Annotated in this window: 15 protein-coding genes; 8 read left to right on the top strand and 7 right to left on the bottom strand. The window is 56.5% G+C overall.

Going from position 1 to position 16609, the window contains the following annotated elements; genetic code table 11:
- Positions 1 to 5: 5 nt before the first annotated feature.
- On the top strand, positions 6 to 1277 hold the full coding sequence (locus tag H6F75_RS16975) for an ATP-grasp domain-containing protein (protein ID WP_190753645.1): 1272 nt from the start codon (positions 6 to 8) through the stop codon (positions 1275 to 1277).
- A gap of 291 nt (positions 1278 to 1568) precedes the next feature.
- Here H6F75_RS16975 and H6F75_RS16970 read toward each other — a convergent pair whose 3' ends face one another.
- Positions 1569 to 2231: an NAD(P)H-binding protein gene (locus tag H6F75_RS16970; RefSeq protein ID WP_190753644.1), complete on the bottom strand. Its 663-nt coding sequence runs from the start codon at positions 2229 to 2231 to the stop codon at positions 1569 to 1571.
- Positions 2232 to 2459: 228 nt separating this feature from the next.
- Here H6F75_RS16970 and H6F75_RS16965 point away from each other — a divergent pair, with 228 nt between their 5' ends.
- On the top strand, positions 2460 to 3197 hold the full coding sequence (locus H6F75_RS16965; RefSeq protein ID WP_242020075.1) for a DUF1997 domain-containing protein: 738 nt from the start codon (positions 2460 to 2462) through the stop codon (positions 3195 to 3197).
- A gap of 164 nt (positions 3198 to 3361) precedes the next feature.
- On the opposite strand, the gene H6F75_RS16960 is transcribed toward H6F75_RS16965, so the two are convergent.
- Positions 3362 to 3841 (bottom strand): DUF4079 domain-containing protein, encoded by a 480-nt coding sequence (locus tag H6F75_RS16960; RefSeq protein ID WP_190753643.1) that lies wholly within the window; start codon positions 3839 to 3841, stop codon positions 3362 to 3364.
- A gap of 232 nt (positions 3842 to 4073) precedes the next feature.
- Between H6F75_RS16960 and H6F75_RS16955 the strand changes: the two genes are divergently transcribed.
- Positions 4074 to 5834 carry a M48 family metallopeptidase gene (locus H6F75_RS16955; protein ID WP_190753642.1) on the top strand — a complete coding sequence of 587 codons (1761 nt, stop codon included), beginning with the start codon at positions 4074 to 4076 and terminating at the stop codon, positions 5832 to 5834.
- Positions 5835 to 5949: 115 nt separating this feature from the next.
- Here H6F75_RS16955 and H6F75_RS16950 read toward each other — a convergent pair whose 3' ends face one another.
- Positions 5950 to 6762, bottom strand: a complete 813-nt coding sequence (locus H6F75_RS16950) for an E3 ubiquitin ligase family protein (protein ID WP_190753641.1) — start codon at positions 6760 to 6762, stop codon at positions 5950 to 5952.
- A 308-nt stretch (positions 6763 to 7070) separates the two neighbouring features.
- On the opposite strand from H6F75_RS16950, the gene acsF reads away from it, so the two are divergent.
- Both acsF and H6F75_RS16940 read left to right on the top strand, forming a co-directional pair.
- Positions 7071 to 8147: a magnesium-protoporphyrin IX monomethyl ester (oxidative) cyclase gene (gene acsF / locus H6F75_RS16945; protein WP_190753640.1), complete on the top strand. Its 1077-nt coding sequence runs from the start codon at positions 7071 to 7073 to the stop codon at positions 8145 to 8147.
- A gap of 157 nt (positions 8148 to 8304) precedes the next feature.
- The gene (locus tag H6F75_RS16940) at positions 8305 to 9189 is read left to right on the top strand and encodes a hypothetical protein (protein WP_347710667.1); all 885 of its coding nucleotides are present in this window, start codon (positions 8305 to 8307) and stop codon (positions 9187 to 9189) included.
- Between the two features lie 109 nt (positions 9190 to 9298).
- Here H6F75_RS16940 and dnaK read toward each other — a convergent pair whose 3' ends face one another.
- The 4 genes from dnaK to H6F75_RS16920 form a co-directional block, all read right to left on the bottom strand.
- Complete coding sequence (dnaK, locus tag H6F75_RS16935; protein WP_190753639.1) at positions 9299 to 11203, bottom strand: molecular chaperone DnaK; 1905 nt, start codon at positions 11201 to 11203, stop codon at positions 9299 to 9301.
- A 196-nt stretch (positions 11204 to 11399) separates the two neighbouring features.
- A complete protein-coding gene (locus tag H6F75_RS16930; RefSeq protein ID WP_190753638.1) occupies positions 11400 to 11750 on the bottom strand; it encodes a HepT-like ribonuclease domain-containing protein in 351 nt (116 codons plus the stop codon).
- Positions 11740 to 12042: a nucleotidyltransferase family protein gene (locus H6F75_RS16925; RefSeq protein WP_190753637.1), complete on the bottom strand. Its 303-nt coding sequence runs from the start codon at positions 12040 to 12042 to the stop codon at positions 11740 to 11742. The genes H6F75_RS16930 and H6F75_RS16925 overlap by 11 nt, the downstream gene beginning before the upstream one ends.
- Before the next feature lie 117 nt (positions 12043 to 12159).
- On the bottom strand, positions 12160 to 12615 hold the full coding sequence (locus H6F75_RS16920) for a hypothetical protein (RefSeq protein ID WP_190753636.1): 456 nt from the start codon (positions 12613 to 12615) through the stop codon (positions 12160 to 12162).
- A 159-nt stretch (positions 12616 to 12774) separates the two neighbouring features.
- On the opposite strand from H6F75_RS16920, the gene H6F75_RS16915 reads away from it, so the two are divergent.
- The 3 genes from H6F75_RS16915 to H6F75_RS16905 all read left to right on the top strand — a co-directional run bounded on the left by H6F75_RS16915 (position 12775) and on the right by H6F75_RS16905 (position 16540).
- Positions 12775 to 15030 (top strand): tetratricopeptide repeat protein, encoded by a 2256-nt coding sequence (locus tag H6F75_RS16915; protein WP_206754688.1) that lies wholly within the window; start codon positions 12775 to 12777, stop codon positions 15028 to 15030.
- A gap of 206 nt (positions 15031 to 15236) precedes the next feature.
- Complete coding sequence (hemJ, locus tag H6F75_RS16910; RefSeq protein ID WP_190753634.1) at positions 15237 to 15833, top strand: protoporphyrinogen oxidase HemJ; 597 nt, start codon at positions 15237 to 15239, stop codon at positions 15831 to 15833.
- 50 nt (positions 15834 to 15883) lie between these two features.
- Positions 15884 to 16540: a hypothetical protein gene (locus H6F75_RS16905; protein ID WP_190753633.1), complete on the top strand. Its 657-nt coding sequence runs from the start codon at positions 15884 to 15886 to the stop codon at positions 16538 to 16540.
- The last annotated feature ends 69 nt before the right edge of the window (positions 16541 to 16609 follow it).

Genomic DNA, 16609 nt, shown 5'->3' with positions numbered 1-16609 from the left:
CTGCCATGTTTTCTCAAACTGACTTTAAATTCTTCCAAGGCAATTCTTTTTCTGATCTCTTCGCTCAGGATATTGAAAATGAATCCTATGCCCTGATCTTAAACTATCCTGCAACTGCAAAGTGGGCAGCTTATCCTAACGTCCAGAAGTATTTTCTGCAAGATGGTAGCAGTGAAGCCACCAAAACGTCATTTGACAAAATTTGCCAAAAAGAACCTTGGAAAAATCTAGCTGTACTGGGAGATACGCTTCCTGGGGTAGTCATCAGCCCACCGCAGAACCTCTTAATGAGGTATTGGCAAGAGCATTTTGGCTTTGGCGATCGACAACTAGAGATGATGGATTGCTCAACATATTTAGATGACTTCAACCAGAGCAACCACCTTAGCCAAGCGATTACGCTTTTTCCGTTCGATCGATTACTGCCCGAAAAACATGCCGTCAATCCCGATATGCACTATCGTTTGTTGAGCAAAGCCACCCTTGCCAAGTTAGGAGTGCTCTGCCCAATTTACCAAACCTATGATTTAAGTCAGGTTGATTTAAATCAAATTCAACTTCCATCAGAGTACCCCTACCTGATTAAGACATCGCATGGTCTTTCGGGCGAGGGTACTTATATCATTCGCAGCAACAGCGATCTTAACTACTGCTTGGAAGAACTCAAGAAGTATATGAGGATCAATCTATTAAAAACCATCATTGTTTCGGAATTTGTTAAGCATGAAGTTGGCAACTATTGTGTGCATTTTTACGTTAATAAGGCTGGAAAGATTACTCTAATTGGTGTGACACAGCAGCTAGTAAGTCCCGAAGGAAATTATTTGGGTGGGTTAGTCGATTACACAAATGATATGAGCAAATTCTTCTCAATGATTTCGGCGATCGGAGAGTATGCCTATCAGCAAGGATATTTCGGCATTATTGGTTTTGATGTTCTGGAAGATAGGGATGGAAAACTTTACGCGATCGACGCTAACTTTCGCATTAATGGCTCCACGCCGCTTTGTCTTCAGCGTCATTCATTGCTGAAGCACGGTAAGGCGATCGCAAAATATTCGAGCGATTATCGGATGGAAGGAACGCTTGATTCAATTTTGCTCACACTGAAGTCAGAGCTAGAGCGCAAGGATTTTCTCATCTTGTCGGCACTAGAGAAGGTGAAGTACGGCAAAATCTACACCGAAATCTACGGCATTGTCACAGGAAAAAGCTTACAAGATATGCAACAGATCGAACAGAGCTTGCACAGCAAAGGCTTGCAGTTGACGAGCTAACACACAGAAGGGATAGGGCGTAGTTAAGGTTGAATGAGGTTAGACAAGCCTATGCGCCCAACCCTTCAAGATCGCTTTGATCACTAGTTAGCGCCGAGGGGGTGAATGATGCTTACCGTCAGGTTTTGATCCCAAGGACGGTTGCAGAGTGGAGATGGAGAAGCACTCGTAGGTTGATGGTTGAGGATCTATCTCCTACTAAAATCTCAAACGAATTGTTCGTTTCTTCAATTTAGGAGCAATCGCATAACCTAATTTCATAAACCCGAACTTTTGCCAATTCCTCCAGGCCTACGCTACCCCGGCAAACATGGCTTCGTAGGGCTGAGGATTGGCATTGTCTTGGGCAACAATTTCCACAATCTTGTTGCGTGACTGAGGCTGGTACAGTGCTTCTACACAGACCTCAGCTACCTTTGACCGAGGTACGCTGCCCTCAGACAGCGTGTCTGCCGAGGCCATAACTAGGGGGCGGGTGTCAGCATCGTCATCCTTCAGTCCGCCGGGGCGAACGATGGTGTAGGTGAGACCGCTGGCTTGCAGGTAGGCCTCAGCCTGATGCTTCCAGTAAAGAATGAGAAAGAACAAATTGAGGGGGTGGAAGAAGCGAGAGGCGCAGAGCGACGACACCATCACAAAGTGCTCAATGCCGGTTTCTTTGGCCACATCGATCAGGTTTTTGTTGCCTTCGTAGTCAACCTGGTAGGGGCCGGTGGGGTCAAAGCCGGGGCGAGCGCCGGTAGCAGATAGCAATACGGTGCAGCCTGCGATCGCCTTGCGAATGCTCTCTTTATCGGTCACACTACCTTCCATCAGCGTGACCTCGATGGGCAGCTTGGCACGAGCAGCGGCGGCATCGCGCACAAAGGCCACCACGGGCACGCCGCGACCCACGAGCTGGTTCACAATTTTTGAACCTGTGGCCCCAGTCGCCCCGGCAACAAATGCTTTCACGGCTGCTTCCCCGATAGTTATAGAACTGGCTTGATCTTACGGAAAGCGATATGAAAAGAAACCAACCCTAAGGCGGGTTACATGAAACCGTGATAGGCATGACAGTTCTGAGGGGCACACTTGAGATACTAAAGCCTTACGATGGATTAAGCCTGAGACGCAACCTTCGGCGTAATTACATTGTCTGATGTTGTTTAAGCAAGTGGTTGGACAGTGACTCTCGAATTCATGCCATCTGCTCAAAACCCCAACGCCTCTCCCTTGCCGGGGGATGAGGAAATTGGTGCTGAGGAGGCGATGGTCAACGAGCAAATTCCCCCAGCCGTTGCTGACCATGGAGCACCCCCAGTGGCCCATGACCCAGTACCCCTTACAGACGGCGCGCTGCTGTTAGAGGGGCACTACGCTGGCAAGATGGATATGGCCGCCGACAGCGATACCGTCGGTCGCTATCTCAACAGCCACCGGGGGTGGTTTACCCGCTGCGCTCACCCGATGCAGGTAGAACATATCTCAGACCATGGTTATGGGCTGGTGGTTGGGCGCTTCTCGGTGCTAGGCTACGAAGTAGAGCCTAAGGTGGGTTTATATCTGTCGCCCCTCGACCATCAGGTCTACCGCATTGATACGATTCCAGTGCCGGGGTACGTGCCTCCTGGCTACGATGTCGATTTTCATGCGGTGATGCGTTTGCAGGATGGCCCCAAAGCCACCCCTCCCGCCACCAATCTGACTCAGGTTGATTGGGATCTGAGCCTGGCCGTCAAGATTCACATGCCACGCCTGCTGAACTCAGTGCCGCGATCGCTGCTCAAGTCCTCAGGCGATCGCCTGCTCAACCAGGTCGTGCGCCAGGTTTCTAAGCGCCTCACCCGCAAGGTGCAGGAAGATTTTCACCACAGCCACAACTTACCCTTGCCTGAGAGCTACCGAGGCCACCACTTTTGGTCGAACTGGGGGCGGTGAGCGGGGAACGGCATCCACAACGGCCAAGCCAAAGCCAGGCCTGGAGGTTAGATCTGGGGATAGTTTGAACCGACAACACAAAGCGATCGCGGCCTAGGAGTTCCCTTTGGGCCGCGATCGCTGAAGAATTTATTCCCTAAGACTTGCTTTGGTCGCCCGACTAACTAGGATCCAGCCGAGGCCTGAAGGTCAGTCAGCAGCCGTTGCACAATCTTCATGCCGGTAAAAGCTTGCCAGCTAAACAGCCCCACTAACACCATGTTGAGGGTGATGTGGGTGAGCCGAGCCGTCTCACTGCCCTTCTGCATGAACGGCACTAGGGCGGCAGAGACAGCAATCAGGGATGCCATACCCAGACCTGCCAGCAGGTGAGGCCCCACAAACAGCTTGCCGGCTTCTAAGTAGGTAGCCCCCATGCCACCCACGGTGCCAAGCACCATCCAGGCCAGCAATACAGAGCCGACCTTGTGGTGCTTAAGGGCAAATTTACCTTTGATCAACTCTTTGCGGGTTTCGGCATCAGCTAGGCGGGTGCGGCGCGACTGAACCCCCAGGTAAAGGGCGTAGAGGGTCATCGCCAGCAGCAGCCACATGGTTATGGGGTGAACAAAGTTGAGCCAGGGTTTAATCGTGTCTAAGGTCATGGGGCTCCGTTGTTGCGTTTTCCGGCGTTACATTTATTTAACAAAATTATAGGAGCACAGATTCTGGCTTGGCAAAGCATTGGATCAGAATGAGTCCAGAATAAATAAGTTACCGGCAGGAACCCAGGTTCAGGGATAGCGCCGTGCAGACCCAGGTCTGGGTCTTGCCCCATCCGTCACCCAGGGAGCATAGCCTCATTCGTTGTAGAGAAACCAGTTTTAGGGAGATGTCATGCGGCGATTGCAGCGGTTTGTGACAGCATTACTGGCCAGTTTCTTGGGGGCGGTGCTGCTTAGCCAGGGGCTTGGCCTAGGGGTATCTCCAGGGTTTGCGGCAGAGCCTGCTGGAGTGGTGGCGGAACCAACGGCAACGGCGCAGGCCAGTGCTGAAGATGCGCTGTCGGTGGACCCGGTCGCGCGGCCCGAAAATACGCTGCCTACTCCCTTCCCAGAGCAGCCTGACGGCACCCTGAAGCTGCCGCCCAAGGAACCTGATATTCCTGAAATTCCTGGGACTGGCTCTGAGGTGGTTCCGACAGCCGCAGATATTGATGCCGATTCGACCGTAGGGCGGGCGCTGCTGCTATCTGGCCTTTCGCCAGAGGTGGCCAAGCGCAGCGAGATCTTGATCGAGGCCGATCGCCTCTACCAAGCAGGCAATCGCGACGATGCTGAACTCCTCTATCGGGCGGCCAAAGACCCAGAATGGCTGGCAGAAGCTGGGCCAGAGCTGGCGATCGCCCCCCTCACCGACCCCACTGAGCTACCGCCCACCGGGCAGGTCTACTGGCGCGAGGCCCAGGCCGGGGCCGAGTCGGAGTTCCCTAATCGGGTGCTGGTGCCCCTAGAGCTACTGGTGGAGAACTACCCCGAGTTTTTGCCGGGGCAGGCCCTCTACGCCCGCTACCTGGTGCAGCATGACCGGGCCGACGAGGCGGCTCGGGTGCTGGATGGGGCGATCGCCCGCTATCCCTACAACCCCGACTTGCTTAAGGCCCAGGCCGAGGTGCAGATGGCCCGCGAACAGTGGATTGAAGCGGCCATTACCGCCAACCAGTTTGCCATTCTCAACCCCGAGCACCCCGAAGCCGAAGCTATGGGTGCCCTGGCCCGGCAGAACCTCGATCGCTTTCGCGGCGAGACGAATCAATCCCTGACTCGCAACTTGATATCAAATATTGTCACTGGGGCGGCGGGGTACATTCTCACCGGGGGGCTGCTGGGGCCGTTCAGCGCGCTTAATTCCGGCATTTTGCTCATGCAGGGCGAAAGCGGTCTGGGCAACCAGGTGGCTGAGCAGGTGAAGCGACAGCTGCCCATTGTCGATGATCCCGAAATTCGCGCCTACGTCAACGATATGGGCCAGCGGCTGGCCGCCCTAGCCGGACGCGACGAGTTTGACTACACGTTTGAGGTGATCATGGATGACAGCCTCAACGCCTTTGCCCTGCCCGGCGGCAAGATCTTTCTCAATGCTGGAGCAATTACCAAAAGCCACTCCGAAGCCGAACTGGCAGGATTAGTCGGCCATGAACTGGCCCACGCGGTGCTCTCCCACAGCTTTCAAATGGTGACCCAGGGCAACCTCACCGCCAGCCTGGCCTCGTTTATTCCCATTCCTGAGGTGGCCAACATCGCCGCTGGGCTGGTGGTGTCGAGCTACTCCCGCGACATGGAGCGCCAGTCCGATATTTTGGGTACCAAGCTGCTGGCCACCAGCCGCTACGCCGCTGACGGGCTGCACAATCTGATGATTACCCTCGAAGACGAGTACGGCAACCAGGGTATAACCTGGTTTGCCTCGCACCCCAATCCGGGCGATCGCGTCAGCTATCTCAAGCAGCTGATCGACCAAGGCGGCTTCGACCGCTACACCTACGAAGGGGTCGAAACTCACCTCAAGATGCGCTACAAAATGAACCAGCTAATCACTCAATACAAGCTGGAACAAGGCATTCCAGCAGATGAACCAATTCAGGACAGGCGTCGCTAAGCCACGCGCTCTTAGGAACTAGCGCCCTTATTGCCGGTGTTGGGTATTGGTTGACGGCAAAGACAACTGAGCTATTCAACCCAGCGCAGTACCGCATCAACGCCCTTGAAGAAGTTCACCCCACGATCGCCGCCAATAGCAGCACTATCCCTACCCCAAAGCACCCCACCATTGACCAGAAGGCAATTTTGGCACTTTGATCAACGCTCTTAGTAATGACCTCGTGGGATTTCAGCGTGATGATGTAGGGCTGGTCATCCTGGGCAGGTTTTTCAATGGCGATGGTGCCGGTGCGATCGCTCGCCATGCCTACCACTAGCAGAGGGCGATCGAGCGGCAGAACGGTTTCCCGATAGCGGTAGCCCAGGGTGCGGCGAGGGCCACTGATACTGTCTTCCCCCAGCGCCAGCGAAAACGGGCCAAAGGAGAGCATGCCTCCGGCAGGGTTGCCCGGTCGAAATTCGTCCAGCACCTCCACTGGCTCGATCTTGGCATCTTCAGGATCCACTCGCACCTGCCCCGATGGATCTACCAGGTCGAAGGGAATGCGCTGACTGTGCTCGCTGATGGTTTCTGAGCCCCGCTGAGTGCTGGTCGTGACTTTGCCGTCACTGTCTTTCTGGCGCACGGTTTCTTCGTACTCGCGCACTACGGTGCTGGTGTAGCACACGCAGGGCACTGCCTTAAATTCCGAGGTGAGGGGTGTGGTCGTTTTCACGGTGCCCCATAGCCACACATAGTCGCGCCAGTCGCCGCCGCCAATTTCCTTTGAGACGGCAGTAGCCGTGGCCTCTAGGTCGGTTGCCTGACAGGCACGAGCCAGTTTGAGCTGGCGACAGCGGCCCTGCTGGCGTTTTTGCACCCACCCGAGCACGGCCCCAGCGATAATGAAGATAATGCCTGCGATCGCCATACTGCTCTCCGTCAATGACTGTCAGCTCTGGCTATCAGCTTGCCCAGACGCAACGCCAGAAACCGCTCCCTTTAACGAATTTGCACGAAAGACTTTTCTGCTGACGTTATTTACCGAAAGGTTTTGTTGCAAAACTTAAAGCCTTGCCGACTGTCCTAAAAGCCCTGATACACTGACATTTAGCGATTCATTGGACAGTTGTTCTCTTCTCTGTTCTCAGGATGTGAATTAGTCCGAGCGTCCAGAGTTGCAAGGACTGCCTCCCCTAGCATCGCCCGCCGGAAGATAGACCGGCCCACGTTCACCGCGCCATCGAAGGACTCATGGTAGATTCCCTTAAAAAGCCCGAATTGCAAGAGCTTCGCCCAGGGGTAAAGGCTCCCGCCAAAGACACCATTCTCACCCCTCGGTTTTATACCACCGACTTTGACGAGATGGCCGCCATGGACCTCTCTATCAACGAAGACGAGATGCTCGCCATCCTCGACGAGTTGCGGGCTGACTACAACCGCCATCACTTCGTCCGCAGCGAGGTCTTTGACCAGTCTTGGGACTGCGTCACCGGCGAAACCCGGCAGGTGTTTGTAGAATTTCTGGAGCGCTCCTGCACCTCTGAGTTCTCAGGCTTTTTACTCTATAAAGAACTGAGCCGTCGCCTCAAGGGCAAGAACCCCCTGCTGTCTGAGTGCTTTGATCTCATATCGCGCGACGAAGCGCGTCACGCCGGCTTTCTCAACAAGGCCATGGCTGACTTCAACATGCAGCTAGACCTGGGCTTTTTGACCAAGACCAAAGACTACACCTTCTTTAAGCCCAAGTTTATCCTCTATGCCACCTATCTGTCAGAGAAGATTGGCTACTGGCGCTACATCACCATCTTCCGCCACCTCGAATCTCACCCCGAGAACGAGATCTACCCCATCTTCCGATTCTTTGAGAACTGGTGCCAAGACGAAAACCGCCACGGCGATTTCTTCTCGGCCCTGATGAAGTCTCAGCCCGAAATTCTCAACGACTGGAAGGCTAGGCTGTGGTGCCGCTTCTTTTTGCTGTCGGTGTTTGCCACCATGTACCTCAACGATCTGCGGGCCAGAGGCTTTTACGAATCCCTCGGGTTGAATGTCCGTGAGTACGACATTGAGGTGATTGAGAAAACCAACAGCACTGCCGGACGCGTGTTCCCGGTGACGCTGAATGTTGAGCACCCCAGCTTCTTCAAGCGGTTGGATGTGGCTGCTGCCGCTAACTCTAAGCTAAGCAAGATTGCTGAGTCGAATCAGCCTAAGCTGCTGAAGAAGCTGCAACAACTGCCTCACATTGCCACTATCGGCTGGCAACTGGTGCAGCTCTACTTCCTCAAACCCATAGACGCCATGGCGACACGCGGCCAGGTGCGCTAGAGGGCATTAGCCATTTATCGAAACGCTATCCTCGTTTCCCCCAGCGGTTTTGCTCTTTGAGTGAGGCCGCTTTTTTTGCCTGTCCACAGTGTGGCAGCACTGCTAATCGAAGGCGGTAAGATGCATAGGATTCATGATGTGAGCTAGGAGCCGCCGAGTGGTGTCATCAACAATTCAACTGTTGCGACTTGGGGGCTGTCTGGCAGCGTTTGGGGTTGGACAGAGCGCCATGGCGCTTGAGGTGCGACCTAATGGCGTTGAAGCGATTGAGCCGACAACGCTTGGCTCTGAAACTCCCCACAATACGGCGGCGTCTGGCTTGTCCCTTTGCCCTCAGACGGTCGAATTTGTAGAATCTTGCACGGTTTCCTTTGAGACAACCCTGCCAACGGTCGGCGCTGCTACTCCGTCAGAGACGCTAGCCCTCGAGCCTGAGGCAGTGGCCCCTACCCTCGATCTTGACCCGGCTGTGATCGAAGGCAGCCCAACGCTCCAGCGCTGGCTAGAGGATGTGCCCGATGTGGCCAACGAAATTCGCCACCAGCCCAGCTTTCGCACCAGGCTGCGGGTAGGCTATGCCCAGTTTCCCTCTACGGGGCAGATCGGCGGCTTCGGGGTAGCGGTAGAAGACGTTTTTGTGCCGGGCACGGGCCTCGCCGCCAGCGTTGACTACAGCCGCAGCTGGAATGGCGATCGCGAATCTTACGGGGGCGAAGCTCGGTACTACCTGCTGCCTCTAGGCGGCTATTTCAACATTGCGCCCACGGTGGGCTATCGCTCTCTCAGCACTCCGGCCTACCAGACCGATGGGCTAGATGTGGGCTTGCGCCTGATGCTGGTGCCGTCGCGGGGCGGCGGGGCCGACCTGGCCCTAAGTCAGCGATGGGTGGCGCCGGGCAGTGAGAGTGAGGTGGGGATTACGAGTTTAGCGATCGGCTATGCCGTAACCCGTCAGCTGCGGCTAGGCACCGATTTTCAGCGGCAAAATTCTCGTTTTGGCCAAGACAGCCGCGTTGGAGTTTCCTTAGAACTGCTGTTGTAGGGTAGTGCTCTTTGGGTATGTCGGTTCAACGCAAAAAAAGGTGGAGAGCGATCGCTCTCCACCTTTTAGCTAGCCGAAGCAAGGCTGTGGGCTAGGGCAAGGTGCCCGATTAGTTCGAGCCCGGCTCAGAGAACTCGGCATCGATGACATCGTCACCACCGGAGCTATCGCCAGGAGTGGCGTCGCTAGGAGCCGCGCCAGCCCCATCGCCACCGGCCTGTTGATACAGGTTGGTGCTAATGCCGTAGAGGGTCTGCTGCAATTCGCCGGTGAGGGTTTTGATGGTGTCAAAGTCCTCGGCTTCAATGGCGGTTCTCAGCGCCTTGATCTGCTCCTCAGCTTTTTCCTTGTCGGCAGCGGGCACTTTATCGCCCATATCAGCCAGCTGCTTCTCAGCCTGGTAGGAGAGTGAGTCAGCCTGGTTCTTGAGGTCGATGCGCTCGCGACGCTCTTTGTCAGCGGCGGAGTTGGCTTCGGCATCCTTCACCATGCGCTCGATCTCAGACTCATCCAGCCTTGAGGCACCCGAGATGGTGATGGTCTGCTCTTTGCCGGTGCCCTTGTCTTTGGCGGTGACGTTGAGAATGCCGTTAGCGTCAATGTCAAAGATCACCTCAATCTGGGGCACGCCGCGGGGCGCGGGGGGAATGCCAGAGAGCTGGAAGGTACCCAGGCTCTTGTTGTCATTCGCCATTTCGCGCTCGCCCTGGAGCACCTTGATCTCCACGTTGGTCTGCCCGTCTTGGGCGGTGGAGAACACCTCCGACTTCTTGGTGGGGATGGTGGTGTTGCGGGGGATGAGTTTGGTCATCACGCCGCCCAGGGTCTCCACACCCAGAGATAGGGGGGTGACGTCGAGCAGCAGAATGTCTTTGACTTCACCGGCCAACACACCGCCCTGGATAGCGGCACCTACAGCTACAACCTCGTCAGGGTTGACGGTTTCGTTGGGCTCTTTGTCGAGGGTGCGCTTGACCACGTCCTTAATGGCGGGGATACGGGTGGAACCGCCCACCAGCACCACTTCGTCAATGGCGGTCTTGGCGATCTTGGCATCCTTGAGGGCCTGCTCGACGGGGATGCGGCAGCGATCGATCAGATCGGCGCACAGTTCCTCAAACTTGGCCCGGGTGAGGGTCATCTCCAGGTGCTTGGGGCCATCCTGGGTCGCGGTGATAAAGGGCAGGTTGATTTCGGCCTGGGTGACGCTCGACAGCTCAATTTTGGCTTTTTCAGCGGCCTCAGTCAGGCGCTGCAGGGCCTGCTTGTCTTTGCGCAGCTCGATGCCTTCCATCTTTTGAAACTCGCCCGCCAAGTAGTCAACGATCTTCTTGTCGAAGTCGTCGCCGCCCAGGTGGGTGTCGCCCGAGGTAGCCAGCACTTCAAATACGCCGTCACCCACTTCGAGAATGGAGACGTCGAAGGTACCACCGCCCAAGTCGAAGACCAGGATGGTTTCGTTGCTCTTGCGATCGAGACCGTAGGCCAGCGAAGCGGCAGTCGGCTCGTTGATGATGCGCAGCACCTCTAGACCGGCGATTTTACCAGCGTCTTTGGTGGCCTGGCGCTGGGAGTCGTTGAAGTAGGCCGGCACCGTGATCACGGCCTGGGTAACTTTTTCACCCAAGTACTTACCGGCGTCGTCAGCTAGCTTGCGCAAGATCTGAGCCGAGATTTCTTCAGGCGAGAACTGCTGACCCGCTTGGGGGCAGTCAATCTTGACGTTGTTGCCCACGTTCAGCACTTTGTAGGCGACTTCGGTGGACTCGGTCTTGACCTCATCGTAGCGCCGGCCAATGAAGCGCTTGACTGAATAAAAGGTGTTTTCGGTATTCATTACCGCCTGGCGCTTGGCGATTTGGCCAACCAGGCGATCGCCGTTCTTGGCGTAGGCGACGACCGAGGGGGTAGTGCGAAAGCCTTCAGCGTTAGCGATAACGGTGGGCTTGCCCCCTTCCATAACGGCAACCACAGAGTTAGTGGTGCCTAGGTCGATTCCAACTACTTTACCCATATTGTCTTTGCTCCGGCTTGACAGCTATATCATCTATAGTGCTTGCTCAAGCCATTTCTCTGAAGGAGGGGATACCGAACCGTGGAAGGCGGGGTGTGGGGCGGGGGTAGGTGGATGAGGGAGATGAGGGGGATAGAGAAGATGAAGAAAGTCTCTTTTCCCTAGGGTGTAACTATTGAGTGGTTCTTGTAATCGATTACGGTGACTGCTCGTACTCAAGGATCGACTGTAAAGGCTCGACTAGGGGCGGTAAGCTGCGGTGGATCGTTCTCCAGATGGTGGGTATATCTAGCTGAAAATATTCGTGGGCAGCTACGTTTCGCATGTCCTTCATCAAACGCCAAGGCAGGTCGGAATAGCGCTGTTGAATCTCTTCAGGGATATTGGCTGAGGCCTCACCAATGATGATGAAGTCGTAGAGCACCGCCTTGAGGACAGTTTCGTCATCTTCAAACACTTCAAAGCTGATAGCTGACGTGCGTGCTTGAATAGCGCTGATCGCGGTCAAGATGTCGTGAATGCGAAGCAGCCAGTCTCTAGAAGACACGAACAGCATCCTTAGTGACGGGTTCTCGAAGATGGGCTTTGAGTGCTGCCCGAGTGCCTATATCTACGTCACAGCCTAAAAGATCTTCGAGATAATGCTGTACCCGAAATACATCAAACAGAGTTGGCTCAATGGCGAAATCGACCAAAAAATCAATATCACTATGGGGCCTGGCCTCATCACGGGCTACCGAGCCAAACAGTTCCAATGATTTAACTCCAAGCAATTCAAGGTCGCCCTGGTGGGCTTGGGCCAATGCTAAAACGTGCTTGCAGTTTAATGGCAAAGTCATGCTAGAGAGCCTTGAGCTAATTTTGCCCTGTCCATAGGGTCTATCTGTAGGGTAAGGTTGCTGCTTATGTTTTGGCGCTAGCCTCCCTGCCAGTGACTAACCCAGCTTGATCCTAATTCATTTCAAATAGCGGCTGCCCTCAGGGGTGAGGTGTAGGTTGACCACGGCCCTCTCGTAAACCACAATCAGTCCCTGTGTTGCCAGCCGCTCTAGCAATCGCTGGCGATCGCCCACCGACACCCGCCGATGAATCTGTCCGGGGCGAATTCTGCCGCCCAAGCACGATCGCAGAATCAGCAGCTCGTCGGGGGTGACGGGCCATACCGACAGATCGAGCTTGAGCAGGGTTTTGCTGGTGAGGGTGAGGCCAAATTGGGCGATGTCGTGGTCGTAGGTCAGCCAGCCCCTGGCCCGAAGCTGATGACAAGCTTTAACCCGCTGGCGCACAGAACTTTTTCTCTCAACGGGCAGCGCGGTGAGGGAATCGCAGGTGCCGCCAGCGGCCTTGAGCTGGCCCAAAATGTCTAACTCAAGCAGGTTTGGGGCCAGAGAGGTGGTCTGGGTTGCGCTCATTGGGACTGAAAATGATAGTGGCGTCCTGAAACGATTGGCGTGGGGTGAAGTGTAATGGAAGGGGGCGATCGCGCCTGGGGCTAGTCTCTGGCTATCGCACTAGTTCATAGCAACTAGTTTTATCATGCCGCTTGCATCTTAACCACCGTGACCGCTGCTGTGTCTTTGAATTCTCAAACCTACCTAGGGCACAACCAGGAAGCCTATCAGGAGCTGCGACTGGCTCTGCAACTCAACCTGCGGCGGCAGCTGCTGATTGCGGTGTGCGACGACATGGCTCTGCAAGAGCAGTTGGCTCAGCGCCTGGAGGCCAACTTTAGCCCCTTGCCTGAGACGGTGCCTTTGGCGGCAGAGGTGCGGGCGCGGCAGTTTACGCTGGTGACGCTGCGGCTGAGCGGCGATCGCCCCGACCTGGTGCGCGAGGTGTTGCTGTGGCTGAAGCAGCAGCGCCGGCTCCAAAGCAGCGCGCCGACTACACCCGTGTTCCAGATTGTGGGCATCGATCAGCTCACCCGCCAGTCGCCCACGGTGCAAAATCGGTTTTTGGCTTCGCTGATTCGGGTTGATGCGCTGCTCACCCAGCTCGACTGTCGGCTGGTGGTATGGGTGCCGCGTCCCTGGCTGGGCAAAATTCGCCAGTCGGTGCCGGGATTTTGGCGATCGCGCAGCGGCCTATTTGAGTTTATGGGCGAACCCAGTGCGCCATCGTCAGCTCCGGCTGAGCCAGCGGTGCCACCAGCGCCAAATAGCCCCGCAGCTAAACCCCCCGATCTCTGGCGGGTGCTGCGGGATGATCTCTCGACCTTCGAGCAGCCTGCGCCTCCCAAGGATCTGACTCCCAAGGATGGGGCGGCACCGCCAGCGGTGCCGCCCGTAGAGCTGCCCCCTCTGCCCGCCTCAGATTCTAAGGCTGCTCGCAGCCGTGACCAGCCGCAAAACCCCCAGAGCTACACCGTTATAGATCAAGGCACATTTTCGAGTATCGTCATGCCGCCGGTGGGGGCAATGGCAGCGGAGACCTTAGCGGCCCTGCAGCGGGCTGAACCTGTGCTGCCGACCGTTGAGCCGGTTCCTACCCCCGCCTCGCCCAGCCCGACATCTCCGCGCCCGACAGGGGCTCTACAACTGCCCCCAGACTTAGCTGAAGATGTGGAGCTGACGAACCTATGGCGCTACATTCAGGGGTTGGTTGAGCAGCAGGCGGGGCCGCTAACCCTATCGCGAGCGTACCTGGCGCTGGGCCAGATTGGGCGCGATCGCCTCTCGGTAGAAGCTCCCACTGCCAGCGTGCTCGACTTTGCGACGGCGGTGTATGACTTGGCGATTGCCGGTTTGCCCCAGGGCAGCACCGACTGGTGCGACGCCCTCAACGACCTGGCCAGCCTCTACTGGCTCCAGGGGCAGCAGGAAAGCACGCCTGACCCCACCCCCTGGCTGCGCCGCAGCGCCAGCACCTACGAAAAGGCCCTCAAGGGCGGTGCTAAAGCGATTCCTGCCGACACCCTGGGGCGCATCTACGGTAACCTGGGCACCGTATACGGGCTGCTGGCGAACCTGGAGGAGCCAGCCCATTGTCTAGAGAAGGCGGTGGCGGCGTATCAGCAGGCTCTAGTGCACAGCCCGGCAGCGCGATCGCCCATCGACTACGCCAACTTGCAAAACAGCCTGGGGGCGATCCACTGGCGGCTATCCCAGTATGACCAGCCCCAGCACCACCTGGCCCAAGCCATCGCTGCCTACGGCGAAGCTCTAGCTCACCGCTCTGCCCAGGATGAACCGCTGGAATATGCCATGGTGCAAAACAACCTGGGCATTGCCTACTGGAGTTTGGCCCAGCACCAGCAACCGGTGTTTTTGCTCGAACGGGCGATCGCCGCCTACGAAGCCGCCCTCAAATACCGCACTGTGGCCGTTTCCCCGGCTGGCTGTGCTGCCACCGCCAACAACTTGGGCACCGCCTATTGGGATCTAGCTCAGCAAGCAGCTGTGGTCGGCGATGGTCAAAGACCTGCCCTAGGGAGCGATCGCCGCATTGCCACCCTACAACAAGCCGTTGCCGCCTACGAAACCGCCCTGGCCGCCGCCCAAATTGCCCTGCAAGAAACGCCCCCCCCTGCCCTAGGGTTTGACCTGTGGGCCACCTGTCACAGTGCCGGCGTGGTTCACGATCAGCTGGCTCAAGCGCTGCCAGAGACTCAGGCCGAAGCCCGTCAGCGCCATCTAGAAACGGCCCTCAGCCAATACCTGCTGACCTACCAAGGCTGGCACGACAATCCTCAGCAGATGGAGGTGCTGATCACAGCCCTGGTCTACAACGCTCACCTCAACTTTGAGATCTTTGGCATCCCCGGTCAGCAGGCGGTGCTCTCTAAGCTGCCGGGAGAGCTGTTGGCTCAGGTGTTGCGGCGGTTGTAGGAGTGGGGACGGGTGGGTGGATGGGTAGGTGGGTGGATGGGTGGATGGGTAGAAACTCTAAAATTCAAAGTCTAAAAGCCAGAATCGTTAAGAACCATCGCACTCGCCTTCTCAAGGGCAAACCCTTGCAGGACAATGAAAGGCGTACTTAATGGTTTGCAACATCCCGCCAGGGTAGAGCTTTTGGCAGGATGGCAGGAAGAACTATGGCCTACTACTGGTTCAAAGCGTTTCACATTGTCGGTGTGGTGGTGTGGTTTGCCGGGTTGTTTTACCTGGTGCGCCTGTTTATCTACCACGTTGAGGCGGAGGCTGAGCCAGAGCCGGCGCGCAGCATTCTCAAGAACCAGTACACCGTGATGGAAAAGCGCCTCTACGGCATCATTACCAACCCCGGCATGATAGTGACGGTGGTGATGGCCGTTGGGTTGCTGGTGCAGATGCCTGACTACCTCAAAGATGGCTGGATGCACGCCAAGCTGGGGCTGGTGGCGGTGCTGCTGGGCTATCACCACTACTGCGCTCGGCTGATGCGCCAACTGCACCGGGGCGAATGCAAGTGGTCGGGGCAACAGCTGCGGGCGCTCAACGAAGCTCCCACTCTGCTGCTGGTGGCGATCGTCATGCTGGTGATCTTTAAGAACAACTTCCCCACGGGGGCGACCACTTGGTTAATGGTGGGGCTGGTGGTGTTTATGGCGGCTACGATTCAGCTCTATGCCCGCAAGCGACGGCTAGATAAAGAAAAAGCGGCTTTGGAGGCTCTAGACGACGTGCCTGAGCCCCAAGCTCTGCAAAGCTAAGCCAGCTTTGGTCGGGGGCTCCTAGTAAGCACAAAAAACGTAGGGTAGCGATGGGCAAATGGGATCGCTGGTTGGTGCCGGGGGTTTTGACCGCCGTGGGCGTTCCCTTTTTAATTGCTGGGGGAGTGCTTTGGGCTGTGGTGCCTCAAGCAGTTGCCAACCATGCTAAGGAGGTAGCCCGGCTGCCCGTGGCCACGGCAGCCACGCTCAATGAACGGGGTGCCCCGGTGCTGCTAGAGGGCCAGGTGAGCGATCGCAACTCCTTTAGCGATCGCCCACCCCTAGTGGCCTACAACGAGTATCACCGGGTGCGCCGCGACGACGAGTGGAAATGGGAGTACGAGCGCAGCTACAACCCCACGCTCTGGGTACAGATTCCGGGAAAAGAGGTGGAGATCGAGGCGGGATACAGCCTGCAATCGACCTCTTCTCAGGTACAAGAGGGGAGCAATCGCAGTTATGAAGGCCTTGAGGTCAACGATCCAGTTCTGGTGTTGGGCACCTTGAGCGTCGCTGGCGATCGCCCCGTAGTCGCTGAAGCCAAGATTGGGGCTGAGACCAAAGAGACCTACCTGGTATCCCTAGAGCAAGACCAGGCGACTGCTCGTTGGCTGGGCCTACTGTTTTTAGTTTTGGGCAGTCTGCTGATCCTGGGCGCTGGGTTAGCTGTTTACCTGATCTGGCGGGGAATGAGCCGCGATCGCTAGAGCACTGCCCCACGATTGGGTCAACCCGGTTCTTCTGATCGCCAAGCTTGGCGATAAACTACACCAAAC

It is taken from the genome of Nodosilinea sp. FACHB-131, from assembly GCF_014695395.1.
Lineage (GTDB): Bacteria > Cyanobacteriota > Cyanobacteriia > Phormidesmidales > Phormidesmidaceae > Nodosilinea.
The sequence above is the reverse complement of the archived record's forward strand: the minus strand, read 5'-3'. Positions and strand labels throughout refer to the sequence as shown.